Raw genomic sequence first — 24,214 nt, forward strand, 5'->3', positions numbered from 1 at the left:
CTCCGCGACGATGGTTCGATGCCAGGGGAGGCTCTGCCCGCATGACTGACGCTCGAACCGACGACATGCCCTCGAGCGAGGACGCCACGGTGGCGGTGCTCCTGGACCTCGCGCGGGCGCTGCACCTGTCGTACGTGCCGGCCTTCGGCGTGGAGCAGCGCGTGCGTCGCGCGGCGAGGGCGTGGGGGCTGGAGGTGGAGGTCTTCACGCTGCAGACGCTCGCGGTGACGGAGGTGCGCTCCGGCGCGGCCCGCCGTGTCGACATCCAGCGGCTGCCCTTCAATCCCCACTGGAACCTGCGTCGGGCCGCCGGGCTCCTGCTCCTGTCGGAGTCGATTGCCCGCGGGCGGCTCGACGTGCCGGGCGCGCGCGCCGAACTGGACCGCATCATGACGCCGCATCCCGCCCACCCCGAGTGGCTCGTGCTGCTCGCCTATGGCGTGTACGGCGGCGCCGTGGCCGTGCGCGTGGGAGGCGGCCTCTGGGAGCTGGTGGCGGGGCTCGTCGTGGGCGTGCTCGCGGGGGCCATCCACTTCGGCACGCTGCGCTCCATGCGCGTGGACCTGCAGAAGAGCTTCCTCGGCGCGTTCCTCGGCACGCTGCTCGCGTTCGGGCTGACGTTCGTCCTGCCGACGTTCGACGCGGCGCGGGCGCTCTTCGGGGGCATCACGCTGCTGGTGCCCGCGATGGTGGTGACGCTGGGGTCGGCGGAGCTGGTGGGAGAGTCCGTGGAGGCGGGCCTGTCGCGCCTCACCTATGGCCTGTTGCGCTTCCTGATGCTGGCGGTGGGAATCATGGCCGCGGCCACGCTGTGGCGCTTCTTCGGGCCGCTGCCGCTGCAACTGCGCGCGCAGTCACTGCCGGACACGGCGGTGCTGCCCATCATCGCGGTGGGCGGCCTGGCCCTCACGGTGTGCATGTCCGCGCGTCGTCGCGACACCCCGTGGATTGTCGGCGCGGTGCTGCTCGCGTGGGGCGTCCAGGAGCTCACCAAGGGCGTGCTGGGGGACAGGGGCAGCCCGCTCGTCTCCGCGTTCATCCTGGGCGTCGCGGGCCAGCTCTACGGGCGCATGCCCGAGCGGCTCGCGTCCACGCTCATCATGCCGGGCCTGCTTCAGCTCGCGCCCGGGTTCATCGGGACACGGGCCATCCTCGCGCTGCTCGGCGTGCCGGGGCAGGGGGACGACGCGCGCGTGTTCGACATCCTCCTGGTCGCGCTGCAACTGGTGCTGGGCCTGATGTTCGCCTTCATGCTCGGCCTGTCCCACGACGCCCGCGCTTCGGCGGAGGAGCGGGGTGAGCGTCCGGCGCGGACGAAGCCGCCGGAGCCCTCGGGGCCGCGAGGCGGAGGACTCCGGAGACCCGCCGAGGCGAACTAGGACAGCGCGCTCCAGTACGGCTTGAGCGCCTGTCGGCTCTCGCGCAGCGCGTCCCGCGCGTCGGTGTGCGTGTCGCCGGTGGGGAAGCTGTCGGAGCGGCCGGCGAGCACCTCGACGCAGGCGTGTACGGACTGCGACAGCCCCTCCAGCGAGTAGCCGCCCTCGAGCAGCAGCACGAGCCTGCCATCGCAGACCTGCTCGGCGAGCGAGCGCAGCGAGGAGCACATGGCCGCGAAGCCACGCTCGGTGACGTCCATGCCGCCAATCGGGTCGTGCTGATGCGGGTCGAACCCCGCGGATACCACCACCAGCTGGGGACGGAAGGCCTCGGCCACGGGGAGCAGCAGCTCCTCGAAGAGCATCCCGTAGTCCGCGTCCGAGTTGCCGCCCGGCAGGCCCACGTTGACGGTGTAGCCCTCGCCGGCGCCCTGGCCCACCTCGGGGGAAGCGCCGGTGCCCGGGTAGTAGGGGAACTGGTGCACCGACTGGTACATCACGTCACGCCGGCCCCAGAACGCCGCCTGCGTGCCGTTGCCGTGGTGCACGTCCCAGTCGAGCACCAGCACCCGCTCGGCGCCCAGCCGACGACCGGCCTCCGCGGCGATGGCCGCGTTGTTGAAGAGGCAGAAGCCCATGGCGCGGTCCGGCTCCGCGTGGTGCCCCGGCGGACGCACCAGCGCGAAGGCGTTGCGCGCCTGGCCCGCCATCACCGCCTCCACGGACTGCACCGCCGCGCCTGCCGCCAGCCTCGCCGCGTCCACGCTGTCCGGGGACACGACGGTGTCCGCGTCGATGCGCGCGGTGTGTCCGTTGAGCTGGCGCAGGCGCTCGAGCAGGGCGGGGGTGTGCACCGCCAACAGCTCCTCGTTCGTCGCGGAGCGCGGCGAGCCCATCACCGTGCCCCGCACGGGGGTGCTCGCGAGCACCCCGAGGATGCGCTGCAGGCGCGCGGGGGACTCGGGGTGACCCTCTCCCGGGTCGTGCTTGAGGAAGAGGGGGTCGGTCAGGAGCAGGGTGGGCTTCATCAGGGTAGGACCTTACGCATCCAAGCGCGGGGATGTCAGGCTCCCGCCGGGCGGAGGGGCGGCCGAGGGGCCTGACCCCGGTTCTTGCCCTGCCGGTGTTTCCATTCCTACAGTGGCCCGCCTTGGCTCCGCGCTTCAAGAAACCCGGCCTGCGCAGCATCCTGCTCGGCTCCTTCGCCGTGGTGCTCGCCCTCATCCTCGGGACGCTCTACTTCGTCGTCCCGTCCCGGGTGGAGGACTTCCTGGAGACGCGCCTGACGAAGCACGGCGACGACAAGGCGCTCCAGGCGTCGCGTGACCTGGCCAACCTCTCCCTCACCATCCTGCCGCCCCTCTTGGAGTCGCTCCACGGCGGCGACGACGACTTCGCGCTCATCGCCCTCATCACCCCGGATGGCCGCGTGCAGGCCGTGCATCCCCCCAGCGCGGAGGGGTGGCTGCTCAACAACCTGCGCGAGCAGCCGTCGAAGGACCCCGCCACGCTGGACGGCGCCGTCTTCGAGAACGGCAACAAGGCCAGCGTCCGTCCGGTGTCCCTGCACGAGGGGCCGGCTCACGTGCTGGTGGCGGTGAACTTCAGCTCGCTGGAGGAGGTCGTCACCTCGCTGCGGCACGTGGTGCTGCTGGCGTTCGGCATCGGCCTGGCGCTCTTCCTGGTGGTGGCCTTCTTCATCTCGCGCGCGTTCATCCTGGTGCCGCTGGACGCGATGATGACCATGGCGCGAAGGCTCGCGGAGGCGGACCTGACGGGCCGCGTGGACGTGGGCTCGCGCGACGAGCTGGGCCTGCTCGCCGAGGCGCTCAACCGCATCGCCCAGAGCTGGCGCGACACGCTGGGCCGGGTGCGCGGCGTGTCGGACGTGGTGGCCGGCGTCATCGAGCAGATCCACCGCACCGGCACCACCGTGTCCTCCGGCGCCAGCACCGTCCAGGCCCGCGTGGAGGAGACGTCCTCCTCCATGGTGGAGATGATGGCGTCCTTGCGCGGCATCGCGGAGAACGTGGAGGTCCTCTACCAGAGCGCCGAGGAGAGCAGCTCCTCCATCATGGAGATGGCCGCCACCAACGACGAGGTGGCGGAGAACGTCACCGCCATGGCCGCCAGCGTGGAGGAGACCACCAGCGCGATTGAAGAGATGACCTTCTCCATCAAGGAGGTCGCCAAGAACATCCAGGAGCTGTCCGCCTCCACGGAGGAGACGTCCTCGGCCATCAGCCAGATGGACGCGGCCATCGGTCAGGTGGAGGCCAACGCCAAGGAGACCGCGCGCCTGTCCGAGCAGGTCTTCGACGACGCGCAGACGGGCGTGGAGGCGCTGCGCAAGACGCTCACCGGCATCGACCGCATCAAGGGCTCCAGCCGCGCCGCCGCGGACGTCATCGACAGCCTGGGCCGGCGCATCTCCGAGATTGGCAACATCCTCAACGTCATCGACGACGTGGCCGAGCAGACCAACCTGCTCGCCCTCAACGCGGCCATCATCGCCGCGCAGGCCGGCGACCACGGCAAGGGCTTCGCGGTGGTGGCGGAGGAGATCAAGGACCTGGCCGAGCGCACCGGCGCGTCCACCAAGGAGATCGCCGAGCTCATCCGCAGCATCCAGGAGGAGAGCCGCAACGCCGTGGTGGTGATGAACCAGGGCGCGCGCAACGTGGAGGAGGGCGTGCAGCTGGGCCGCGAGGCGGAAGGGGCGCTGCGGAAGATCAACGACAGCACCCAGAAGTCCACGCAGATGGTGAAGGCCATCGCCCGTGCCACCGTGGAGCAGGCCCGTGGCAGCAAGCAGGTCACGGCCTCCATCCACCGCATCAGCGAGACGGTGCAGCAGATTTCGAAGGCCTCCAACGAGCAGGCCAAGGGCGGCGAGCAGATCATGAAGAGCGCGGAGAAGATGAAGGCGCTCACCGCCCACGTGCAGCGCAGCAGCCAGGAGCAGGCGCACGGCAGCAAGCAGATCACCCGCTCCATCGAGAGCATCAACGAGATGGTGACCCACCTGAACCGCGCCCAGAAGGAGCAGACCAAGGGCAGCGAGCAGGTGCTCAAGGCGGTGGAGACCATCAAGGGCGTCTCCGAGCACCAGACACGCTCCGTCAAGCAGCTGGAGGAGGCCATCGACAACCTCCAGCGGCAGGCGGAGATCCTCCGGGGCGAGGTGCGCCGTTTCCGTGTCTAGCCGTGCGCGCGGCCCGCGAATGGCTTAAGGACAGGAGGACATGCCGACAGAGCGACAGGTGTCCGAGCGCTGGGTGGTCTTCCTGATTGGCGCGGTCCAGTTCGTCAACATCCTGGACTTCGTGATGGTGATGCCGCTGGGGCCCGACTTCGCCAAGGGCCTGGGCATCGCCTCGTCGCACATCGGCACCATCGGCGGCGCGTACACGGCGGCGGCCAGCGTCGCGGGGCTGTTGGGCGGCTACTTCCTGGACCGGTATGACCGGCGCCGGGCGCTGGCGGTGTCCATGCTGGGGCTGGTGGTGGCCACGGCGGCGGGAGGGCTGGCCACGGGGCTGTCCACGCTGATGCTCGCCCGGGTGGCCGCGGGCATCTTCGGCGGGCCCGCCACGTCGCTGTCCTTGTCCATCATCGCGGACCTGATTCCGGTGGAGCGGCGCGGACGCGCGCTGGGCGCGGTGATGGGCGCGTTCTCCGTGGCCTCCGTCGCGGGCGTGCCCATGGCGCTGAAGCTGGCGGAGCACGGCGGCTGGCGCCTGCCGTTCTTCGTCGTCGCGGCGCTGGGCCTGCTCGTGGTGGTGGGCGCCATCTTCTTCCTGCCGCCGATGCGCGGACACCTGACGGGTGCCACCGGACGGGCCCCGAGCGTGGGCGTGCTGGAGCTGCTCGGCCGCCGCGAGGTGCAGCTGTCCTACCTCATGACGGCGGTGGTGATGATGGCGGGCTTCGTGCTCATCCCCAACATCTCCGCCTACCTCCAGCAGAACCTGGGCTACCCGCGTGACCTGCTCTGGTTCCCGTACTTCGTGGGCGGCATCGTCAGCTTCGTCACGCTGCGGCTGGCGGGGCCGCTGGTGGACCGCTACGGCGCCTTCAGGCTGGGGACGGCGGGCTCGGTGCTGCTGCTGGTGGCGACCTACGTGGGCTTCGTGGACTACCCGCGCTGGCTGCCGATTCCGCTGCTCTTCGTGCTCTTCATGACGGCCATGGGCGTGCGCAACGTGTCCTACAACACGCTGACCTCGCGCGTGCCGGACAACCCGGTGCGCGCGCGCTTCATGTCGCTCCAGTCCGCCATCCAGCACATGGCCTCCGCGGTGGGGGCCTTCCTCAGCGCGCAGCTCCTGACGGACCTGCCGGACGGCACCCTGGGCGGCATGACGCGCGTGGCCTGGGTGTGCATGGGCCTGACGGTGGCGCTGCCGCCGATGTTGTGGGTGGTGGAGCGGCAGGTGCGCTCCCGGGAGCAGGCGCGCGCCCTGGCGGTGCCTGCTTCCCAGGGGCTGGCCGTCCCCCTGTCTCCCCAGGCGCACCCACACCAGTAGTCTCAGGCCCTTGGAAAGGGCCCGGCCGTCCCCCGGCCACGGTGTCGGGCGGACGTCCGGAAGCGTCGAGCGGTTGCGCCAGGGGGCCTGGGGCGCGATAAACCGGGCTGCTTCGGGGAGAGCCGTCAGGACATGTTCAACATCGGCGCAGGCGAAATGGTGCTCATCGCGGTGGCCGCGCTGCTCATCCTCGGGCCGCAGCGGTTGCCCGAGCTGGCGCGTGCCATCGGCAAGTTCATGCGGGAGTTCCGTCGCCAGACGGACGAGGTCCGCAACGTGGTGGAGCGCGAGTTCTACACGATGGACCAGGACCTGAATCGCGAGCCTCCGCCTCCGGTGCGTCCCACGCCCGTCTTCCCGCCCTCGCCCGCGCCCCAGGCGCTGCCGCCCGAGGGGCTGCACCAGGCCGCCGCGCCCGGGGAGCCCGGCGCCGAGCCGCCCTCCGTGGAGGCGCCTCGCGCCCGCGCCCCGCTGGGGCTGGACGGTGACGAGCACCCCATGGTCCCCGAGCCCGTCGCAGAAGCGCAGCCGGGCCTCCAGCCGCCCGAGCCGCAGCCCGCCGAGCCGGCTTCCTCTTCCTCCCCGTCCGCCGCCGCCGAGAGCGTGGGCGCGGATGGCCTGCCTCGACTCGCGCCGCTGCCTGGAACGGTGGCGCGCAACGCGCCGAAACGGAGCTGACCCCTGAGTCCCCAGCCTCTCGCCGACTCCGAGCTGCGGATGAGCTTGATGGAGCACCTGTCGGAGCTCCGCTCGCGGCTGCTCAAGTGCACCCTGGCCGTGCTCGGGCTGGGCCTGGTGTCGCTGCTGTTCGCCAAGCCCATCTTCGGCGTGCTGATGCGGCCCGTGCTGGACGCGCTGCCGGAGGGCAACCGCGCCCTCATCTACACGTCCGGCATCGAGGAGCTGAACGTCCTCATGAAGGTGGGCGTGTACTGCGGCGTGTTCCTCACCACGCCCGTCATCCTCTGGCAGATCTGGGGCTTCGTCTCGCCGGGGCTCTTCCCGGAGGAGCGCAAGTACGCGGCGCCGTTCGTCCTGTTCGGCTCGCTCGCGTTCATCCTGGGCGCGTGCTTCTGCTACTTCGCGGTGCTGCCCTCCATGTTCAAGTTCCTCCTCAACGAGGAGGAGACGCTCGCGCTGGAGCAGCGGCTGGACACGGCGCGGCTGCGCGCGGATGACGCCCTGCGCTTCCTGCGCGTGGGCGACGCGGAGCGGGCGGGGGTGCTCGCGAAGGAGACCAGCGCGTCGCTGCGCGCGGAAGGTGAGGGGCAGCTGACCGAGCCCGCGCGCTCGCCGTCGCAGGCGGTGGAGCTGAAGTCGCGGCTGGATGGCCTGGGCAAGCTGCTGGACGCGGCGGCGGACGGCTACGGTGTCCAGTCGCGCGCGGTGTTGCGGCAGGCGGTGGAGAAGAAGGTCGCGGCGGTGACGGCCTACGGCAAGCAGGACTACGTGGCGGCGTCGGTGGCCATGGACGAGGCGGCGAGCCTGCTGGCGGGGGTGGCGCCCACGCGCAGCGAGGAGCTGTCGGGGCTGTGGAAGCTGGAGAAGGAGCTGTCGGCGGGCGAGGCGCGGCACGAGGCGGAGCGGTGGACGCGGCCCATGCTGACGATGCACGAGCAGCTGTCGCTGGTGCTGCTGCTCATCCTGGCCTTCGGCATCATCTTCGAGCTGCCGCTGGTGATGGCGCTGTTGGGCATCGTGGGCGTGGTGCAGTCGCGCTGGCTGTTCAAGTACCAGCGGCACGCGTTCGTCTTCTGCCTCATCGCCGCGGCCATCATCACGCCCACCGGCGACGTGGTGAACCTGTCGCTGATGGCTGGCCCCATGCTGATGTGCTACGAGCTGGGCGTCTTCCTGGTGTGGCTGGTGGAGCGGCGCCGGGCGCGCAACGCGGCGGAGACGGGCATCACCCCGGTGTCCTGAGGAGGGGCGGCAGGCCATGTTCGGCTCCCGACGACACCTGAGAGCCAACCTGCGCTACCTGCGCGCGTTGCTGCGCCGCTTCCGCACCACGCTGGTGCTGGCGGCGGGGCTGTTCGTGCTGGGGCCGCTCCTGTTCCACTGGCGCTACATCGGCCCGGACGGGGTGCCCATCTCCTTCGGGGAGGCGCTGCACCACGTCTACTTCCTGCTCTACGGGCAGCCGTCGCTGCCGTACGTGCATGACTGGGCCATCGAGGCGCTCAACGTGGTGATTCCGCCGGCGGGCATCGCCCTGGTGGCGGACGGCGTGGTGCGCTTCGCCTACCTCTACTTCGCCCGACACAAGAACGACAAGGAGTGGATCGAAGTGGTCACCGAGACGATGAAGGGCCACGTCGTGGTGTGCGGGGCGGGGCGGGTGGGCTACCGCGTGGTGACGCAGTTGAAGGAGATGGACAAGGACGTGGTGGTGGTGGAGAAGCGCGAGGACGCGGCCTTCGTCTCCGCGCTGCGGGACGAGAACGTGCCGTTGCTCATCGACGACACGCGCAGCCCGCTGTGCCTGCCGCGCACCAACGTGAAGCACGCCTCCGCGATTGTGTGCGCCACGGACGACGACCTGGCGAACCTCAACATCGCGCTGGATGCGCGGAAGTTGAACCCGAACATCCGCGTCGTCATCCGCCTGTTCGACGAGGACTTGAGCGGCAAGGTGCGCGACACGTTCAAGGCGGAGGCCCTGTCCAGCTCGTCGCTCGCCGCGCCCGCCATGGCGCTGGCGGCGATGGACCCTCGCATCATCCACTCGTTCCACCTGGGCAAGCACCTGATGGTGGTGTCCCTCTTCGAGGCGCGCGAGGGCTTGCCGGGGCTGAACATCTCCGCCATTCGAGATCGCTTCGGCGGGCTGGCGTTGTCGCTGTTGCGCGACGGCCACGAGCAGCTCCACCCGGTGGGGGACGAGGTCATGCGCGCAGGGGATGTGCTGACGGTGCAGGCGTCGTATCCGGAGTACTGCCGCCTGCGCGCCTTCACCAACGAGGCGGACCCGCCCATCTTCGCGCACCAGGACCAGATTGGGCCGGTGTGGCCGCGCAAGGCGGGCTGAGTCCGCGGGGCCCGCGAATCACCCGGGCGCGGACGGCGTCCCTGACACGGCGCGCGAGGCCGCTCGATTCATGACGCGCGAGTACATCGAGTGTCCTCATCCGCGACTCGAGCCATGAGCGCGGAGCGCGCGAGCGCGAGCCCCGAGGGCAGGGTGAGGGCCCGGGCAAGCAGTGCCGCAAGGGGCGCCCATTCGATGAGGAAGCCATCGTGGCCGTGTGGGCTGGACAGCTCCGCGTGCTCGGCGTGGATGCCCTGGGCACGCAGTCGCTGCGCCAGCGTCTCCATGTGCTGGGGGAAGAAGAGCAGGTCCTTGTCGATGCCCACGCACAGGGCGCTCGCGCGGATGCGCTCCAATCCTCCATGCGGCGCGCGCGAAAGGTCGTGGTGGTCCATGGCCCCCAACTGCGCCAGGTACGCGCGCCCGTCGAAGCGCGCCTCCAGCTTGCGGCCCTGGTGCTCCAGGTAGCTCTGCACCGGGTGCAGCGCGCGCGAGGACCACGTCGCGGGACGCGGCTGGTTCGTGTCCAATCCCGGCTCCGCGCGATACGTGAGCATGGCGAGCTGTCGCGCCAGCTCCAGTCCCCGGTGTGACGACTCGGGGAACCCCGGGTCCAGCAGCAGCGCCTGTCGGGCCACGTGATTGAGCCCCACCACCCACGCGGAGGCCGACTCCGCGGCGGCGATGGGCGCCATGCGCGCGAAGCGCTCGGGCGCGAGCGCGGCGAGGCAGAGCACAATCATTCCCCCCAGCGAGCCGCCGGTGACGAGCTCCACCTCCTGGATGCCCAGGGTGTCGAGCGTGAGGAGGATGCTTCGCGCCTGGTCCCACGGCGTGAGCGTGGCGGGCAGGTGTTGCTCGTCCTGGCGCAAGTCACCCTTGGCCAGCACGGGCGCGGGGCCGAAGCGCGAGTCGTCGGTGCGTCGGGGGAAGCCCTCGTCCGCGGGACCGACGGTGCCGTAGCAGGAGCCCAGGTTGTTGAAGCACAGCAGCCGCATGCGCGTCGGGTCCAGCACGCGGCCCGCGCCGATGAGGGGTTCCCACCAGCCGCCCTCGCCACCCGCGCGCATGTCGCCCGTGAGCGCGTGCACCAGCAGCACGGTGGGGACGCGCGTCGAGGGGCGTGCGCCGCCGTGACGACGGGCACGCTCGGCGGCGTGGAGCAGCTCCTCGCGCGTGCGGCGCACGAGGCGTGGCGTGGTGGCCTGGGAGTCTTTCGCCGAGAAGAGATGCGCGCGGGACTGGAGCCAGGGCAGGTCGTCCTTCGGGCCCCACCACCACCCGCGCACCAGGTGCGGAGTGATACGGGCACCAGCTTCCAGCGTCAGCTCTGGCGCGGTGACTTCGAAGAGGCGCGGCGAGGTCGCGCGAGTGAGGGGTGCCAAGGGACGTCTCCGGACAGACGGGGGGCTGCGCGGGCGCGAGCGTGCGCCCGTGAGGGAAGTGGAAGTGGGGTGTGAAGTGAACGGACGGCGGGGCTGGCTTCGCTGCGCTCCTGCGGGTGATGCGAGGGCGCTACGGGAGGGCCAGGAACGACGAAGCCCACCGACCCTCGCGGGTGGGTGGGCTCGGTGGCTCGCCAGGGTCGGACGCGACGTCAGCCGACACAGGCGGGCGCGAGCCCACCGGTCATCGACATTCGACGCATGGCGAAGAAGGACGTCATGGCCCTCACGGATAAACGCTCACCCCTCGCGAGTCAAGTCGACCCACGGACGAGTGCCCCATGTGGCACACCTCCGACATGGGATTCCGCGACGACGCGTGATTCTCCGTGCGGGCTCGCGCGTCACGGCGCGGTGACCATCGCGTTCGCCGGATACGGGGCGAGCGCACCGATGTGCCCGGGCTGGGCCTTCACCCGCGCGAGCCACCGGGACACCGCGGGGAAGTCCTCCAGGGACAGGCCCATGTCGGGCGCGAGATGCGCATAGGCATACAGCCCGATGTCGGCGACCGTGGGGCGCCCGCCGACGAGGAAGTCCTCGTGTTGGAGGTGTCGCTCCAACGTGGTGAGGGCGGCGCGGCCGGCCTCGACGCGCACGCGGAGGACCTCGGGAGGGTGCAGGCGAGCGCGCCCGGTGAGCACCCAGAAGCGCGCGGTGCCGATGTTGGGCTCGACGCAGTTCTGTTCGAAGAAGAGCCACTGGTGGACCTGGGCGCGCTCGAAGGCGTCGCGAGGCAGCAGCGGCGTGTCCTCGGCGAGGAACAGGAGGATGGCGTTGGACTCGGCGAGGAAGCGTCCGGGCTCCGGCTCCAGCACGGGGATGCGTCCGGCGGGGTTCTTGTGGCGCAGGAAGTCGGGGGTGTGGCTCTCGCCCGCGAAGATGTCCACGGGGACGAGCTCATAGGGCCGGCCGAGCCAGGACAACAGGTGGCGCAGCTTGTAGCCATTGGCGGAGGCCGCGCAGTCGTAGAGACGCATGGGGGCACTGTAAGTCGCCCACCAGCGGGCGGACGACCCGGTCCTTGCTGCGCGCCGGAGGGGGATGGCCGCAAGAACCGGGTTGAAGGGCGCGGGCCCTGGGGCCATACCCAGGGATGGACACACCTATTGGGAGCCGGGACATGGCCAACAGCGACTACGCCCGAATCGAGCAGGCGATTCTCTATCTCGATGCGCACGCGCGTGAGCAGCCCTCCCTGGACGACGTCGCCGCGCACGTGGGCCTGAGTCCCTTCCACTTCCAGCGCCTGTTCACCCGCTGGGCGGGAATCAGCCCCAAGCGCTTCCTCCAGATTCACACGCTCAGCTCGGCGCGCCGGCTGCTGGCCGAGCGGCGCAGCGTGCTCGACACGTCCTTCGCCGTGGGGCTGTCCGGAGGCGGGCGGCTGCACGAGCTGTTCGTGACGCTGACGGCGATGACGCCCGGGGAGTTCAAGCTCGCGGGGGACGGCCTGACGATTCACCATGGCGTGCACGCGTCGCCCTTTGGTGACTGCCTCATCGCCGTCTGCGAGCGCGGCATCTGCGGACTGCACTTCCTGACGGGCGAGTCGGAGGTCGAGGCGCTGGAGTCCCTGCGCGAGCAGTGGCCGAAGGCGAGCTTCATCGAATCCACGAAGCTGACGGCGCCGTGGGCCGGACGCATCTTCCCCCAGACGCCGCCGCGTGAGCGCACGCCGCTGTCGGTGCTGGTGAAGGGGACGCCGTTCCAGGTGCAGGTATGGCAGGCGCTGCTGCGCGTGGCGCCGGGCGACGTGGCGACGTACGAGGACCTGGCGAAGGCCATCGGCAGGCCCAAGGCGGTGCGCGCCGTGGGCTCCGCGGTGGGGGACAACTCGGTGGCGTTGCTGATTCCCTGCCACCGCGTGCTGCGCAAGACGGGCGTCATCGGCGACTACCGGTGGGGCAGCTCACGCAAGCAGGTGATGCTCGCGTGGGAGACGCTGCGCCGCGAGGCCGACAACGAGGACGGGGACGGCGAGGCCCTCCAGTCCGGACTGGCGTGACGCGGCTCAGCCCAGCGCGGCGAGCGCCGACACCTTGGCGATGATCTCCGGCGCGGCCTGCACCAGGGTGGCGATCAGCAGCAGCCAACCGATGACCCCCGAGACGGCGCGACTGACCAGCCGGATGACGAGTGACAGCACGGTCCCGGCGAGCCCGATGGCCGCCGACACCCGCTCCAGGCGCCCGAGCAGCTGTCGCGCGTCCGCCACCGATGCCTGCGCGTCGATGAACAGCACCGTGTCGCAGTCCATGTTGAGCCGGCAGCCCATGTCCAGCCGGGGCGCGGGAGGCAGCAGCTGTCCGCCCAGGAAGATGCCCACGCCATCCGCGAACGCGGTGGCCGCGCGGCCAATCGCGCCCAGCACGTCGTTGGCGACCTGGAAGAGGGAGCGGAACACGTTGCGCGCCAGCGTCTTGAAGAACTCCCCGACGGACCGGAAGATGCTCACCACCGTCTCACCGAGCCGCTGCACCTGGCGCTTGAGCCACTTGAAGGTGCGCTTGATGCCGTCCCAGAGGAAGAAGTCCGAGTTGTCGACCTCGCTCGTCCAGTAGTCCTGGAGCTCGGCCTGGTTGTTCTCGACGAACTTCACGAGGTCGTCGCGGGACACGTCCTCCTCGCGCTGCTGGCGCACGAAGTCCTCGAAGAGCGCGGGCGTCACCTGCGTGGTGTGCAGCAGCACCAGCGCCTCGAACGTGGGCCGCGCCGGGCTGTTCCTCCAGTACTGGTCCAGCGCCTTGCGCAGCTTCGACGCGGTGACGGGCTCGCGGATGTCTCCCATCGGGTAGCCGTTCAGCCACAGCTCGTTGCGCGCGAGCCGCAGGAGGAAGCGCCGCGACGCGGTGGGCAGCTTCTTCTCCTCCAGCTCCCGCTCGGGGAGGAAGCTCCGCAGCTCGGGCGTGCCCTGGGCCACCTTCTCCAGCAGCTCATCGTGAGACATCAGCAGCCGCAGCGTCTCCCGCTCGGTGATGCTCGAGGATGCGGTCAGGCCCAGCTCGAACATCACGGCCCGGAAGCGCGCCAGCTGGATGCGCAGGTTGTTCGTGTCGCTCGGGTCGACCTTGACGTTGTCGCGCAGGCCCAGCGTCGTCAGCCGCAGCTGCGCGGCGCGCAGGAGCACGGGCTTCGCCACGCCATGGGCGGGGTACCACCGGTCGATGTCGAGCGGGTCCTCCAACGTGACGAGCTCCTGGAGCGCATCCCACGTCGCCTGCTCGATGGTGGCGCCGCTGGGCGCGAGCCCGATGTCCACGCGGAACGGGTTGAGGCCCTTGAGCAGCGCCGCGTCCATCTTGTCGCTGGTGGGGTCCCCCACGTCGTAGCCCAGGTGACTCAGGCGCAGGCGGACGGCGCGCACCACCAGCTTGTAGCGCTCATAGTTGGCGCCCTGCGACGAGGGCGTCAGCTCCGACAGAGGCACCAGCCCCGCGTGCTGCTCCAGGACCTGGAGGTTCTCCTCCAGGTTCATGGCGGTCTCCAACGGGTCGAGCCCACGGCCCTTCAGCGGCACGCCTCGCGCCGCGGGGAGCCGTGTCGGCGCGTCGAACAGCGCCGCGATGCGGACCGACTCGGGAGAGGACGGCATCGTCGCTCAGCCCTTCTTGACGATGTCCTTGAGCAGGTCGCCGAAGAAGTCCACGACGGACTTGCGCGCGGCGATGCTGGTCTCCACCGACTTGCGATGCAGGTCGAGCAGCTCCTGCAGCCGGGGGATGTCCTGCTCATCGGTCTGGAAGAGCTTCATGTCGCCATCGAACTTCACCTGCGTCGCGGCGACGAGCTTGATGGTGGCCTGGGTCGTCGCGCTTCCCACGGAGCTCGTCGTCAGGTTGTCCCAGTCGATGGTGGGCTTGCCGCCGGTGGTGTTGATGATGTGCTTCACCTGACCGGTGTAGGTGATGACCTCCAACGTGACGAGGTCGTCGACCGCCGTGTTGAGCTTCTCGATGGCTTGCTTGAGTCCCATGTGGTGTTCCCCCTCGAAAGGCTCGCGGAGTCACGCGAAGCCCGTAAGCCGGGGAGTCTAGCGTGGGCTCGAACGCCGGCGTCAACGTCGGCGGTGCGTAGGGTGGAGTCCACACGGGTCGTCGACGACCTTCGAGACGCGTCTGCCATTGTGTAGGGTCGTCCCGGGATTCGTCACATGGCCTTCCTCGCCCTGGCTCCGCACACCACGCTCTCGCCGCAGGTCCTCGGTTATTGGTTCATCGAGGACCTGGAGGGTTCGTACGAGGGCAAGCCCATCCGCACCACGCCCACCGCGGCGGCGGTGCTGACGCTCAACTTCGGCCGACCGTGTGGGAGTGAGTTCTCGGCCGGAGCGCCGCGCGCCTCGTTGCTGGGCGTCCAGAGTCGTCCGCGCAGCTGGAGCTCCGGGGAGGGGTGCTCCTTCGTCATGGTGATGTTGCGGCCGCCAGGACTGGCGCGGCTGTTTCCCTCGACGGGGTTGGAGAGCCGTGACGACCTCATCGAGCTGGGCGGGCTGCTGGGGGACGGGCCCGCGCGAAGGCTCTGTGACGACCTCGCGGCGGCGGGGACTCCCAGGCGGGTCGCGGACCGGCTGGATGCGTGGCTGCTCCAGCGGATGCGGATGGGCGGTGAACTGGAGCGGCTCGAAAGGGCCTGGGCGACGTTGGCGAGGACCTCTCGCGTGAGCACGACGGCGCGAGGAATGGGGGTGTCGACGCGACAGCTGGAGAGGTGGTTCCGGGCGCACGTGGGTTGTACGCCCAAGCAACTGCTCGGGCTCGACCGCGTCCAGGCGAGCCTCCATGCGACGCAGACGGGGCAGGGTGACCCGCTGCACGGGTTCAGCGACCAGGCCCACCAGATTCGCCAGTGGCGTCGCTACCTCGGCGTGACGCCGGGACGGTACGAGCGGAGGAAGTGGTCCATCCTCGCCGAGTACTTCGCCCAGGCGCGAGACGCCGCGCCCGACGGACTTGCGCACTTCTTCTGAAAGACGGGCTCAAGTGCATTCGCCCTGAAGAAAGTCGACCCCATGCATCGCCGATGGGCACGGCGCCGCACCAGTGCGCCTCCCCGCAACGGTAGGGCCGCGGCGAGGACTGGAGGCGAATCATCGCGACAACGGCGCTGCTCGCGTGAGCGGAGGGCCCACGGGCATGTCGCATTCGTTCAAGACCCGCGCCGCGCCCGGCTCCAGATTGTCGCTCCGCAGGCAGCGAGGAGGCACGGTGATGTCGGGACAGCAGGAGGCAGTCATCCACGGTGAGCCCGTGGAGTATCGCGAGGGAGAAACCCTCTGTGAGGGTTACGTGGCCTGGGACCGTCGGGAGGACGGCCGTCGTCCCTGCGTGCTGCTGGCCCATGCCTGGGACGGCCTCAACGCGCCCATCCGCGCGAAGGCGGAGGAGTTCGCTGGGCTGGGCTACCTGTGCTTCGCGGTGGATGTGTACGGCAAGGGCGTGCGAGGCGGCGTCGCGGACGACAACTCGCGCCTGATGGGGCCCCTGATGGAGGACCGCGCCCTGCTGCGTCGCCGGATGGTCGCTGGCTTCGAGGCCGCGCTGCGCCATCCGCTCGTCGACCCGGAGCGCATCGTCGTCATCGGCTACTGCTTCGGAGGCCTCTGCGCGCTGGACCTCGCGCGCAGCGCGGTGCCGGGCCTGAAGGCCGCCGTGAGCTTCCACGGAGTCCTCGTGCCGCCGAGGCTCGGGCCTCAGCCCCCCATCACGGCCCAGGTCCTCATCCTGCACGGCTGGGAGGACCCCACCATCTCGAAGGAGGACGTGCTCGCGGTGGCGCGCGAGCTGACGGAGGCGGGCGCGGACTGGCAGCTCCACGCGCACGGCCACGCGATGCACGCCTTCACCTATCCAGGGCTCCACAACCCCGAGGCCGGGCTCCAGTACCACCCCGACGCGGCCCGGCGGACCTGGGCCGCGATGCGCGCGTTCCTCGACGAGGTCTTCGTGGGCGCCGAGCCCCGGTGAGTCCCACGCGGGCTCAGGACATCTTCGCGACGAGCTTGAGCGGCAGGTTGCGCAGGAGGAAGCCGACGACGCCCCACGGCCAGCCGGGGACGTAGGCGCTCACCGGCTCCTTCTCGATGGCCTTCACCAGCGCGCGCGAGCCCCGCTCCGAGTCCACCGCGAAGGGCAGGTTCTTCGCCCCCGCGTTCAGCTCCGTGTGGATGTAGCCGGGATAAATCGTGGAGACCTTGATGGGCGTGCCGAGCAGCTCCGCGCGGATGCCCTCGGTCAGCGTGGCCAGCCCTGCCTTCGTCGCCGCGTACACGGTGAGGTGACGGGGCAGCCCGCGCATGGCGCTCATCGAGGAGATGGTGACCAGGTGTCCGTGGCCCTGCTTGCGGAGGATGCCCACGGCCGCTTCGCACTGGGCCACGGCGGCCACGAAGTTCGTCTGGGCCGTCTTCGCGTTGGTGGCGAAGTGGCCCGTGCCGATGCGCTTCCCCACGCCGATGCCCGCGTTGATGATGATGCGGTCCAGCCCGCCGAGGTCCTGGGCGAACGCCTCGAAGACCTCGAACACCCGCTCGTGCTCGTTCACATCCAGCGCGCGCACGGAGACCTGGATGCCGGGGTGCTTCGAGAGCAGCTCCGCGCGCAGCGCCTCCAGCCGGTCCGTCCGTCGAGCGCACAGCGCGAGGTTGCGTCCCCGCGCCGCGAACTCGCGGGCCATGCCCTCACCCAGTCCGGAGCTCGCGCCCGTAATCAGGATGTTCCTTCGCATGGCCCGAAGCTCCCTCAGCGGTAGGTGATGAGGGCCTGGTTCGGCCCCTCGAAGTGCGTGTGCTCGTTGAGCGAGGACAGGTAGCGCCCGCGCTCACTGTAGATGACCTTCGTCACGCCGCAGTTGGCCAGCGTCCAGTTGAGCCGGAACGCGTGCTCGTCGGGAATCTGGAGCAGCTGCTGACAGATGGCGGTGACGGGGCCGCCCGAGGTGAACACCAGCGCCGTCTTGGATGGCCCCAGCCCGTGGATGAGCGAATCGAGCGCGCGCAGGCAGCGCTCGCGGAACACGGGCCAGGGCTCGGTGTACTCGGCGTCGTGCTTGCCGGCGACCCAGCGGGCCACGGCCTCGGTGAAGAGCGCCTGGAACGCGCGGCGCGGCTCCGGCGTCGAGGCGAGGTCCTCGGCCAGCGCGGCGTGGTTGGCGTAGCGGGGCGTGTGGCGGACGACCAGCTCGTCGTGGTCGAACTCGTTGAAGCCGGGGCTGCGCGTGGGCATCAGGTCCACGCCCATGGCCGAGAGGCATGTCTCCGCCGTCTGCCGGTGACGGGTGAGCGTGCCGGCCACCACCGCGTCGAGACGCGGCAGCCGCGTCTTGAGCGCCTCGCCGAGCAGTCGGGCCTGCACGAAGCCGGTCTCGGAGAGCTGGTCGTAGTCCTCCGCGCCGAAGGACGCCTGTCCATGGCGGATGAGGTACACGACGCCCATCACCGCCCTCCCTTCTTGATGAGCCGCTTGCAGCGCCAGTCGTAGTACGTCACCAGCGTCCAGAAGTTCTTGAACGCCGGGTTGCGCGTCTGCTTGTGGTGATAGCGGTAGTAGATCTGCTGGATGATGCCGGCGAGCCGGAAGATTCCGAAGACCTCGTAGAAGGTCCAGCTGGCGGGCTTCAGGCCGGAGCGCTGGAGGTAGTAGTCGACGACCTCCCGGCGGCTCATCATGCCCGGCATGTGCGTGGGCTGACGGCGCGTGGCGCGCATGAAGAAGTCGTCATCCGACTCGACCCAGTACGCGAGCGCGCTGCCCAGGTCCATCAGCGGGTCGCCCAGCGTGGCCATCTCCCAGTCGAGCACGCCGATGACCTGCGTGGGCTCGCCCGGGTCCAGCACCACGTTGTCGAAGCGCCAGTCGTTGTGGATGACGCAGGTGGCGATGTCGTCGGGGATGTGGTCCTTGAGCCAGTCGCGCACGTACTTGAAGCTCGGCACGTTCCACGTGCGCGCCTTCTCGTAGCGGTCCGACCAGCCCTCCACCTGGCGGCGGGGATAGCCCGCGCCCTTGCCGAGCGATGACAGGCCGACGGCCTGGGCATCCACCGCGTGCAGCTCCAGCAGCTTGTCGATGACGTTGACGCACAGCTTGCGCGTCTCGCCGGCGCTCAGGTTCATCCCGCGCGGCATGTTGGCGCGAGGGATGATGCCCTCGATGCGCTCCATGACGTAGAAGTCCGCGCCGATGACGGACGCGTCCTGGCACAGCGCCACCATCTCCGGCACGAACGGGTAGGCGGGCCGGAGCGCCTTCTGCACGCGGTACTCGCGCGACATGTCGTGCGCGGACTTCGCCTTGGTGCCCGCGGGAGGGCGGCGGAGGATGAGGTCGCGCTTGGGGTACTTGAGCCGGTAGGTCCAGTTGGACGCGCCGCCGGAGAACTGCGTCACGGTGGGCAGGCCCTCGAGCGTCGGTACCTGCTTCTTGAGCCAGGCATCGACGGCGGGGACGTTCAGCTCCTCACCGGCGCGGACGGAGCTGGGTGAATCCAGGGTGGATTTCGGGGCGGCGTGGGTGGCCATGGTGCGTCACCTCTTGGAGAAGCCGCGCTTGGCCAGCTCGATGCGGGCGATGACGCCCTTGTGCACCTCGTCCGGGCCGTCCGCGAGCCGCAGCGTGCGCGCCTGGCCGAAGAAGCCCGCGAGCACCGTGTCGTTGGACACGCCCGCGCCGCCGTGAATCTGGATGGCATCGTCGACGATGCGCTGGAGCACGCTGGGGGCCACGACCTTGATGGCGGAGATTTCGGTCATCGCGCCGAGGGCGCCCACCTGGTCCATCTTCCACGCCGCGTAGAGCGTGAGCAGGCGGGCCTGGTCGATGGCGATGCGGGCCTCGGCCACGCGCTCGCGGTTGCCGCCCAGGTTGAGCAGGGGCTTGCCGAAGGCGGTGCGGTTCATGCCGCGGTCGATCATCAGCTCCAGCGCCCGCTCGGAGGCGCCGATGCAGCGCATGCAGTGGTGGATGCGGCCGGGGCCCAGGCGCCCCTGGGCGATCTCGAAGCCCATGCCGGGGCCGCCGATGATGTTGGAGACGGGGACGCGCACGTTGGTGAAGTGCACCTCGCCGTGGCCGTGGGGGGCATCGTACTCGCCGAAGACGGGGAGCATGCGCTTGATGGAGACGCCCGGCGAGTCCAGGGGCACGAGCACCATGGAGTGCTGGTGGTGGCGGTCGCCGCCGGTGTCGGGCGTGCGCGCCATGAAGATGGCGATCTTCGCCTTGGGGTGGCCCAGGCCGGTGGTCCACCACTTGGAGCCGTTGAGGATGACCTCGTCCTTCTCGACGACGGCGGTGGCCTCCATGTTGGTGGCGTCGGAGGAGGCGACGCCGGGCTCGGTCATGCAGAAGACGGAGCGGATTTCGCCGGCGAGCAGCGGGGTGAGCCACTGCTTCTGCTGGGCGGGGGTGCCGTACTTCCAGAGCACCTCCATGTTGCCGGTGTCGGGGGCGTTGCAGTTGAAGACCTCGGGGGCCATGAGGCTGCGCCCGGTCTCCTCGGCGATGGGGGCGTACTCGAGCGTGGACAGGCCCGGGGCGAGCTTCTCGTCGGGGAGGAAGAGGTTCCAGAGCCCGGCCGCGCGGGCCTTGGCCTTGAGGTCCTCCATGACGGAGGACACGGGCCAGGTCTTCCAGTCACCGCCGCGCGAGGCCTCCATGACCTCCTGGTAGTAGCGGGCCTCGTTGGGCTCGATGTGCTCGCGCATGAACTGCTTCACGCGCTCCAGGTAGTCCTTGCCTCTGGCGCTCGGCTCGAAGTCCACGGTGCTGCCTCCTCTCACGAGAGGCGCTCATCCTTGGCACCCGGCCCTTGTTGAATCCACTGAATGTTGGTCATGTGTCGTCATGAGCCCAGTTCAGGATTCCACCCGGCGCCCCGGGCCCCCGGACCTCAACCTCTTCCGGGTGTTCGACGTCGTCTATCGGGAGCGGAATCTGACGCGCGCGGCGGAGGTGCTGTTCCTGAGCCAGTCCGCGGTGAGCCATGCGCTGGCGAGGCTGCGGGAGCAGTTGGGGGCGCCCCTGTTCGTCCGGCAGGGGAGGGGCGTGGCGCCGACGCCGTTGGCGGAGCGGGTGGCGCCGGAGATTCGGGAGGCACTCGCGCTGCTCCAGCAGGCGGTGCACCACACGCGCGGCTTCGAGCCGGCGCGGGACGTGGGGACCTTCACCCTGGCGATGAGCGACATGCTGGAGCCGTCGATTGTGCCCCGGCTGGTGGCGCGGCTTCAGGAGCGGAGCCCGGAGGCGCGCATCAGCAGTGTGCGGTTGGAGCGGACGCGGCTGGAGCGGGACCTGGCTTCAGGACGGTTGGACCTGGCCATCGACGTGGAGCAGCCGACGAGCGCGGAGCTGCGGCACACGGCCTTCACGCGGGACGCGTTCTGCGTGGTGAGTCGCAAGCGCAGGCGACTGGACGTGGCGGCGTACATGGCGGCGAAGCACGTCACGGTGTCCTCGCGCCGCACGGGGCTGGCGGTGGAGGACCTGGTGCTCAGCCGGCTGGGGTATCAGCGGGAGGTCACGGTGCGTTGTCGGCACTACGAGACGGCGTGCCGCATCGTGTCGGGCTCGGACCTGTTGCTGACGATGCCCCGGCGGAGAGCGGAGGAGATCAACGGGGTGCTCGACGATGACTTGCACCTGTTGCCCATGCCGCTCGCGCTGCCGCGACTGGAGCTTCACCTGTACTGGCACCGCTCCGAGGACAGCGAGCCTCGGAGTCAGTGGTTGCGCTCGGAGCTTCAATCCCTAGCGAAGGTGTTGATGGGACCGCGGCGTGGCACGTGAGGGACGTGAAGGACTCTTCAGTTCACGCAGTCCAGGTTGCAGTCCGCGAGCTCGCCCGCGCAGGCGTTGAAACAGATCATGAGTGGGAGTGGGTCGGTCAGCGTGAGCTTGCAGTCTGCGACGCACTCGATGGACTCTTCTCGACATTCATTGGTGCAGTTCACCAGTCCGGTCGCGTGGACCGTCCCGTCCTCGGTGGGGGCGTCGTCCAGGACGGGCATCTCGGCGCGCTCATCCTCGATGGGACCGCAGCCCACCGCGAGCAGCAACGCACCCACTCCAGCCAACCACGACATGCGATTCGACATGGTGATTCCTCCCTGCGCGAGTGGAGGGGAGCATCGTCGCAGTCGCATCGGCGGGATATTGTACGCAGGTTCACTCGTCGGAGGACGCTGCCGTGGGTGCGGGCTTTGGGGTCGCGGAGGCGGATGTCCGACGGTTCTTGCATCGATGACGCGGTGATGGAGGGGGCGGGCAATGTCTCCAGGCAGCACGATGGAACAGTTCTTCACGGCATCAGGCGTTCGGCTCCGGCGACGAGGTGCCCGTCCGGGGGCCTTCAACTGGCTGCTCCTCCCGGGCGGGCCAGGGATTGGCGCGGAGAGCCTGTTCGGACTGGCGGACGCGCTGGATGTTCCGGGGACGTGCTGGATGGTGGACCTGCCAGGAGACGGGTCCAATGTCTCGCCTCCGGGGGCTCCAGCGAATCCCCATGACGTGTGGCCCAGGGTGCTCATCGAGGCTGCCCAGGCGCTTCCGAACTGTGTCTATCTGGGGCACTCCACGGGAGGCATGTATCTGCTGTCCGTGCCGGAACTGGAGTCGCTCCTGGTGGGGCTCGTGCTCGTGAGCACGGCGCCGGACGCGGGCTGGCGTGCGCCGTTCTTCGAGATGACCCAACGGCATCCGCTGCCCGAGGTCGACGCGGCGACCCGGCGCTACGAATCCGAGCGCACGGATGAGCGGCTGCGAGACATCGCGGTGGCGTCGGCGGAGTGGAACTTCACGCCGGAGGGCGTGACGGAGGGGCGAGAGCTGCTGCGACGGATGCCCTACAACCGCGCGGCGGTGGACTGGTCGGACCGGAACTTCGACGAGACGTATGTCCACACGTGGTTGCCGCGCACGCTGCCCACGCTCATCATCAGCGGCGCCGAGGACCGAATCGTCCAGCAGACACCGTGGTCACAGGCCGCTTTCCAGGGACCGCACATCCTCCACAGGACCGTGGCAGGAGCCGCGCACTTCCTCTGGGTCGAACGTCCGGAAGCCGTGGCCTCTGCGATGCGAGAGCTGGTGTCATGGATGACGATGGGACACTGAGCATGCCATAGCGCAGGTTTCAAAGAGCTTGTAGAGCAAGACAACTATGGCTGGGTCGATGTGGACCGCCTGGACAAGGCATAGAGCCTTGAATAGCGTCCCTTGGTTAGTGCTTGGTGTGTCTGCGGGAGGGATGAGATGCGTGTTGAGGAGTTGAGCATTCGAAATATCATTAACATGATTGTCAATGGCGAGGTTCGGATTCCTGCTTTCCAGCGAGGGTTTGTATGGGAACCAGAGCGCGTAGCCTTCCTTTTGGATTCGATCCATAAGGGATACCCATTTGGCTCTGTGCTTCTTTGGCGTAGTAAAGAAGAGATGAAGGCCGAACGAAAACTCGGACCGTTCGATCTTCCCGGTAGGAAAGCTGACTATCCTCTGTTTTATGTTCTTGATGGGCAGCAGAGAATAACGAGTATCTTCGGAGTCTTTCAGACAGAATTGACGCCTACTGCTCCGGCTCCGTGGACGAACGTATATTTTGATTTGGCCGCAAAGCCGGATGCTAGGGAGTCACAGTTTCTTGTATTAGCTCTAAATGAGGTTGATCCTAGTCGGCACTTCCCGCTTCGGACAATTTTCGATCCGGTTAAGTATCGAGAGGCGTCTGCAAAGTTCAATTCCGAGCAAATTATTCAGCTCGACAAGATGCAGACCATATTCAAGGAGGCGAGAATACCGGCCCAGATTACTTCGGCGACTGATCGCGCAACGGTTGCGATTGTCTTCGAACGAGTGAACAGACAGGGGGTGGCACTGGATACGCTCCAACTCTTGTCTGCGTGGACTTGGAGTGATCAGTTTCACTTGCAGACGGCATTTGCCGAGTTGAGCGAAGAGTTTGAGCCGTTCGGGTTCAAGGACGTAGGAGAAGATATCACTCTGCTGCTGCGATGTTGTGCAGCAGTTGTTGCGGGTGATGCTGCTCCAGAGACGTTGGTTGAAGTTCGTGGCGATATTGTTCGAGATCGATTTGAGGAGATTGCGAACGGTATTCGAGGTGCGATTGATTTTCTGCGCAGGAATTTCCATGTAGAGAAGTTGGATAATTTGCCATACTCAACCTTGCTTGTTCCGTTGACGGTTTTCTTTGCGATTAAGGGCACGACGCAAGTGCTTGTGTCTGCGGAGCAGGCGAAGACATTGGTTCGGTGGTTTTGGCGTTCATGCTATAGTCGACGGTACAGCAGCGGTACTCTTCGGTATCTTAAGACCGATATTGAGGAGATGAATAAGCTGAGGGCGGGGGAGAGGTCGGAGTTGGGGAATTTCCCTGTTTCGGTGGGGGTTGATTTTTACCTAAACAATGCATTCAGGATTGATTCTGTTAATTCGAAGACGTTTATCCTGCAGCTGGCTCGTCGCGCTCCGTTGAATCTTATTTCAAATACCCCGGTCGACCTGAGGGTTGTGTTGCGTGAGTATAATAGAAATGAATTCCATCATCTCTATCCGAAGGCGTTCATGAAGGGGCGGGAGCATAATCAAGATATCGACTGCCTGGCGAACATTGCTTTCTTGTCTAAGGCTGAAAACAACAAGATAAGTGGGTCGGCGCCCAGTGCGTACAGGCAGCAGATGCCTGTTGATGTTGATGATATCCTGGGGAGGATGTTGGCTGGTTCGGCGTTGTTTGGCGATGATTACGATGATTTCGTTGAAGAGAGGTCCCGTCTGTTGGCGGATGATGCCTCGCCTCTGATTGGGTGACGATGTCTTGCGG

General features: G+C 68.4%; 22 protein-coding genes. 12 read left to right on the forward strand and 10 right to left on the reverse strand.

The window, feature by feature from the left end:
- Nucleotides 1–41 precede the first annotated feature (41 nt).
- Nucleotides 42–1,379 carry a threonine/serine exporter ThrE family protein gene (locus K8640_RS20260; RefSeq protein WP_223748508.1) on the forward strand — a complete coding sequence of 446 codons (1,338 nt, stop codon included), beginning with the start codon at nucleotides 42–44 and terminating at the stop codon, nucleotides 1,377–1,379.
- On the opposite strand, the gene K8640_RS20265 is transcribed toward K8640_RS20260, so the two are convergent.
- A complete protein-coding gene (locus tag K8640_RS20265) occupies nucleotides 1,376–2,404 on the reverse strand; it encodes a histone deacetylase (protein WP_223748509.1) in 1,029 nt (342 codons plus the stop codon). The genes K8640_RS20260 and K8640_RS20265 overlap by 4 nt on opposite strands.
- 122 nt (nucleotides 2,405–2,526) lie before the next feature.
- Here K8640_RS20265 and K8640_RS20270 point away from each other — a divergent pair, with 122 nt between their 5' ends.
- The 5 genes from K8640_RS20270 (at nucleotide 2,527) to K8640_RS20290 (ending at nucleotide 8,936) form a co-directional block, all read left to right on the forward strand.
- Nucleotides 2,527–4,581 carry a HAMP domain-containing methyl-accepting chemotaxis protein gene (locus K8640_RS20270; protein WP_223748510.1) on the forward strand — a complete coding sequence of 685 codons (2,055 nt, stop codon included), beginning with the start codon at nucleotides 2,527–2,529 and terminating at the stop codon, nucleotides 4,579–4,581.
- 40 nt (nucleotides 4,582–4,621) lie between these two features.
- Entirely contained in the window at nucleotides 4,622–5,905 is a 1,284-nt protein-coding gene (locus tag K8640_RS20275) for an MFS transporter (RefSeq protein ID WP_223748511.1), read from the forward strand.
- A 132-nt stretch (nucleotides 5,906–6,037) separates the two neighbouring features.
- Entirely contained in the window at nucleotides 6,038–6,583 is a 546-nt protein-coding gene (gene tatB / locus K8640_RS20280; RefSeq protein WP_223748512.1) for a Sec-independent protein translocase protein TatB, read from the forward strand.
- Between the two features lie 39 nt (nucleotides 6,584–6,622).
- Nucleotides 6,623–7,828 carry a twin-arginine translocase subunit TatC gene (locus K8640_RS20285; protein ID WP_223748513.1) on the forward strand — a complete coding sequence of 402 codons (1,206 nt, stop codon included), beginning with the start codon at nucleotides 6,623–6,625 and terminating at the stop codon, nucleotides 7,826–7,828.
- A 16-nt stretch (nucleotides 7,829–7,844) separates the two neighbouring features.
- Nucleotides 7,845–8,936: a TrkA family potassium uptake protein gene (locus K8640_RS20290; RefSeq protein WP_223748514.1), complete on the forward strand. Its 1,092-nt coding sequence runs from the start codon at nucleotides 7,845–7,847 to the stop codon at nucleotides 8,934–8,936.
- A gap of 68 nt (nucleotides 8,937–9,004) precedes the next feature.
- Here K8640_RS20290 and K8640_RS20295 read toward each other — a convergent pair whose 3' ends face one another.
- Nucleotides 9,005–10,321, reverse strand: a complete 1,317-nt coding sequence (locus K8640_RS20295; RefSeq protein WP_223748515.1) for an alpha/beta fold hydrolase — start codon at nucleotides 10,319–10,321, stop codon at nucleotides 9,005–9,007.
- 404 nt (nucleotides 10,322–10,725) lie between these two features.
- Complete coding sequence (locus tag K8640_RS20300; protein WP_255653251.1) at nucleotides 10,726–11,361, reverse strand: glutathione S-transferase family protein; 636 nt, start codon at nucleotides 11,359–11,361, stop codon at nucleotides 10,726–10,728.
- A gap of 143 nt (nucleotides 11,362–11,504) precedes the next feature.
- On the opposite strand from K8640_RS20300, the gene K8640_RS20305 reads away from it, so the two are divergent.
- Complete coding sequence (locus K8640_RS20305) at nucleotides 11,505–12,389, forward strand: bifunctional transcriptional activator/DNA repair enzyme AdaA (RefSeq protein WP_223748517.1); 885 nt, start codon at nucleotides 11,505–11,507, stop codon at nucleotides 12,387–12,389.
- Nucleotides 12,390–12,395: 6 nt separating this feature from the next.
- Here the strand turns inward: K8640_RS20305 and K8640_RS20310 are convergent, their stop codons facing one another.
- Nucleotides 12,396–13,976, reverse strand: a complete 1,581-nt coding sequence (locus K8640_RS20310; protein WP_223748518.1) for a hypothetical protein — start codon at nucleotides 13,974–13,976, stop codon at nucleotides 12,396–12,398.
- A 6-nt stretch (nucleotides 13,977–13,982) separates the two neighbouring features.
- Nucleotides 13,983–14,357 (reverse strand): hypothetical protein, encoded by a 375-nt coding sequence (locus tag K8640_RS20315; protein WP_223748519.1) that lies wholly within the window; start codon nucleotides 14,355–14,357, stop codon nucleotides 13,983–13,985.
- 177 nt (nucleotides 14,358–14,534) lie between these two features.
- Here K8640_RS20315 and K8640_RS20320 point away from each other — a divergent pair, with 177 nt between their 5' ends.
- Nucleotides 14,535–15,350, forward strand: a complete 816-nt coding sequence (locus tag K8640_RS20320) for a helix-turn-helix domain-containing protein (protein ID WP_223748520.1) — start codon at nucleotides 14,535–14,537, stop codon at nucleotides 15,348–15,350.
- 166 nt (nucleotides 15,351–15,516) lie between these two features.
- Nucleotides 15,517–16,347: a dienelactone hydrolase family protein gene (locus K8640_RS20325; protein WP_223748521.1), complete on the forward strand. Its 831-nt coding sequence runs from the start codon at nucleotides 15,517–15,519 to the stop codon at nucleotides 16,345–16,347.
- 13 nt (nucleotides 16,348–16,360) lie between these two features.
- Here the strand turns inward: K8640_RS20325 and K8640_RS20330 are convergent, their stop codons facing one another.
- The 4 genes from K8640_RS20330 to K8640_RS20345 are packed head-to-tail and all read right to left on the reverse strand — an operon-like array spanning nucleotide 16,361 to nucleotide 20,141.
- Entirely contained in the window at nucleotides 16,361–17,107 is a 747-nt protein-coding gene (locus tag K8640_RS20330) for an SDR family oxidoreductase (RefSeq protein WP_223748522.1), read from the reverse strand.
- A 14-nt stretch (nucleotides 17,108–17,121) separates the two neighbouring features.
- Nucleotides 17,122–17,814 (reverse strand): histidine phosphatase family protein, encoded by a 693-nt coding sequence (locus tag K8640_RS20335; RefSeq protein ID WP_223748523.1) that lies wholly within the window; start codon nucleotides 17,812–17,814, stop codon nucleotides 17,122–17,124.
- Complete coding sequence (locus K8640_RS20340; RefSeq protein WP_141323568.1) at nucleotides 17,814–18,899, reverse strand: phosphotransferase family protein; 1,086 nt, start codon at nucleotides 18,897–18,899, stop codon at nucleotides 17,814–17,816. Before K8640_RS20340 ends, K8640_RS20335 begins: the two co-directional genes overlap by 1 nt.
- 6 nt (nucleotides 18,900–18,905) lie before the next feature.
- The gene (locus K8640_RS20345; protein WP_223748524.1) at nucleotides 18,906–20,141 is read right to left on the reverse strand and encodes an acyl-CoA dehydrogenase family protein; all 1,236 of its coding nucleotides are present in this window, start codon (nucleotides 20,139–20,141) and stop codon (nucleotides 18,906–18,908) included.
- An 82-nt stretch (nucleotides 20,142–20,223) separates the two neighbouring features.
- Here K8640_RS20345 and K8640_RS20350 point away from each other — a divergent pair, with 82 nt between their 5' ends.
- Nucleotides 20,224–21,165: a LysR family transcriptional regulator gene (locus tag K8640_RS20350; RefSeq protein WP_223748525.1), complete on the forward strand. Its 942-nt coding sequence runs from the start codon at nucleotides 20,224–20,226 to the stop codon at nucleotides 21,163–21,165.
- A 17-nt stretch (nucleotides 21,166–21,182) separates the two neighbouring features.
- Here K8640_RS20350 and K8640_RS20355 read toward each other — a convergent pair whose 3' ends face one another.
- Entirely contained in the window at nucleotides 21,183–21,473 is a 291-nt protein-coding gene (locus K8640_RS20355; RefSeq protein ID WP_223748526.1) for a hypothetical protein, read from the reverse strand.
- Between the two features lie 172 nt (nucleotides 21,474–21,645).
- Between K8640_RS20355 and K8640_RS20360 the strand changes: the two genes are divergently transcribed.
- Nucleotides 21,646–22,491: an alpha/beta fold hydrolase gene (locus K8640_RS20360; protein WP_223748527.1), complete on the forward strand. Its 846-nt coding sequence runs from the start codon at nucleotides 21,646–21,648 to the stop codon at nucleotides 22,489–22,491.
- A 138-nt stretch (nucleotides 22,492–22,629) separates the two neighbouring features.
- Complete coding sequence (locus K8640_RS20365; protein ID WP_223748528.1) at nucleotides 22,630–24,201, forward strand: DUF262 domain-containing protein; 1,572 nt, start codon at nucleotides 22,630–22,632, stop codon at nucleotides 24,199–24,201.
- Nucleotides 24,202–24,214 lie beyond the last annotated feature (13 nt).

It is taken from the genome of Myxococcus sp. XM-1-1-1 (assembly GCF_020037095.1).
GTDB classification, from domain to species: domain Bacteria; phylum Myxococcota; class Myxococcia; order Myxococcales; family Myxococcaceae; genus Myxococcus; species Myxococcus fulvus.

What these genes read in the sequence shown, in the direction of transcription:
- K8640_RS20265 (WP_223748509.1), bottom strand. Translation starts at nt 2,404, where the DNA reads ATGAAGCCCACCCTGCTCCTGACCGACCCCCTCTTCCTCAAGCACGAC.
- K8640_RS20290 (WP_223748514.1), top strand. Translation starts at nt 7,845, where the DNA reads ATGTTCGGCTCCCGACGACACCTGAGAGCCAACCTGCGCTACCTGCGC.
- K8640_RS20310 (WP_223748518.1), bottom strand. Translation starts at nt 13,976, where the DNA reads ATGCCGTCCTCTCCCGAGTCGGTCCGCATCGCGGCGCTGTTCGACGCG.
- K8640_RS20275 (WP_223748511.1), top strand. Translation starts at nt 4,622, where the DNA reads ATGCCGACAGAGCGACAGGTGTCCGAGCGCTGGGTGGTCTTCCTGATT.
- K8640_RS20285 (WP_223748513.1), top strand. Translation starts at nt 6,623, where the DNA reads ATGAGCTTGATGGAGCACCTGTCGGAGCTCCGCTCGCGGCTGCTCAAG.
- K8640_RS20335 (WP_223748523.1), bottom strand. Translation starts at nt 17,814, where the DNA reads ATGGGCGTCGTGTACCTCATCCGCCATGGACAGGCGTCCTTCGGCGCG.
- K8640_RS20355 (WP_223748526.1), bottom strand. Translation starts at nt 21,473, where the DNA reads ATGTCGAATCGCATGTCGTGGTTGGCTGGAGTGGGTGCGTTGCTGCTC.
- K8640_RS20300 (WP_255653251.1), bottom strand. Translation starts at nt 11,361, where the DNA reads ATGCGTCTCTACGACTGCGCGGCCTCCGCCAATGGCTACAAGCTGCGC.
- K8640_RS20320 (WP_223748520.1), top strand. Translation starts at nt 14,535, where the DNA reads ATGGCCTTCCTCGCCCTGGCTCCGCACACCACGCTCTCGCCGCAGGTC.
- K8640_RS20330 (WP_223748522.1), bottom strand. Translation starts at nt 17,107, where the DNA reads ATGCGAAGGAACATCCTGATTACGGGCGCGAGCTCCGGACTGGGTGAG.
- K8640_RS20260 (WP_223748508.1), top strand. Translation starts at nt 42, where the DNA reads ATGACTGACGCTCGAACCGACGACATGCCCTCGAGCGAGGACGCCACG.
- K8640_RS20340 (WP_141323568.1), bottom strand. Translation starts at nt 18,899, where the DNA reads ATGGCCACCCACGCCGCCCCGAAATCCACCCTGGATTCACCCAGCTCC.
- K8640_RS20305 (WP_223748517.1), top strand. Translation starts at nt 11,505, where the DNA reads ATGGCCAACAGCGACTACGCCCGAATCGAGCAGGCGATTCTCTATCTC.
- tatB (WP_223748512.1), top strand. Translation starts at nt 6,038, where the DNA reads ATGTTCAACATCGGCGCAGGCGAAATGGTGCTCATCGCGGTGGCCGCG.
- K8640_RS20365 (WP_223748528.1), top strand. Translation starts at nt 22,630, where the DNA reads ATGCGTGTTGAGGAGTTGAGCATTCGAAATATCATTAACATGATTGTC.
- K8640_RS20315 (WP_223748519.1), bottom strand. Translation starts at nt 14,357, where the DNA reads ATGGGACTCAAGCAAGCCATCGAGAAGCTCAACACGGCGGTCGACGAC.
- K8640_RS20350 (WP_223748525.1), top strand. Translation starts at nt 20,224, where the DNA reads ATGAGCCCAGTTCAGGATTCCACCCGGCGCCCCGGGCCCCCGGACCTC.
- K8640_RS20360 (WP_223748527.1), top strand. Translation starts at nt 21,646, where the DNA reads ATGTCTCCAGGCAGCACGATGGAACAGTTCTTCACGGCATCAGGCGTT.
- K8640_RS20325 (WP_223748521.1), top strand. Translation starts at nt 15,517, where the DNA reads ATGTCGCATTCGTTCAAGACCCGCGCCGCGCCCGGCTCCAGATTGTCG.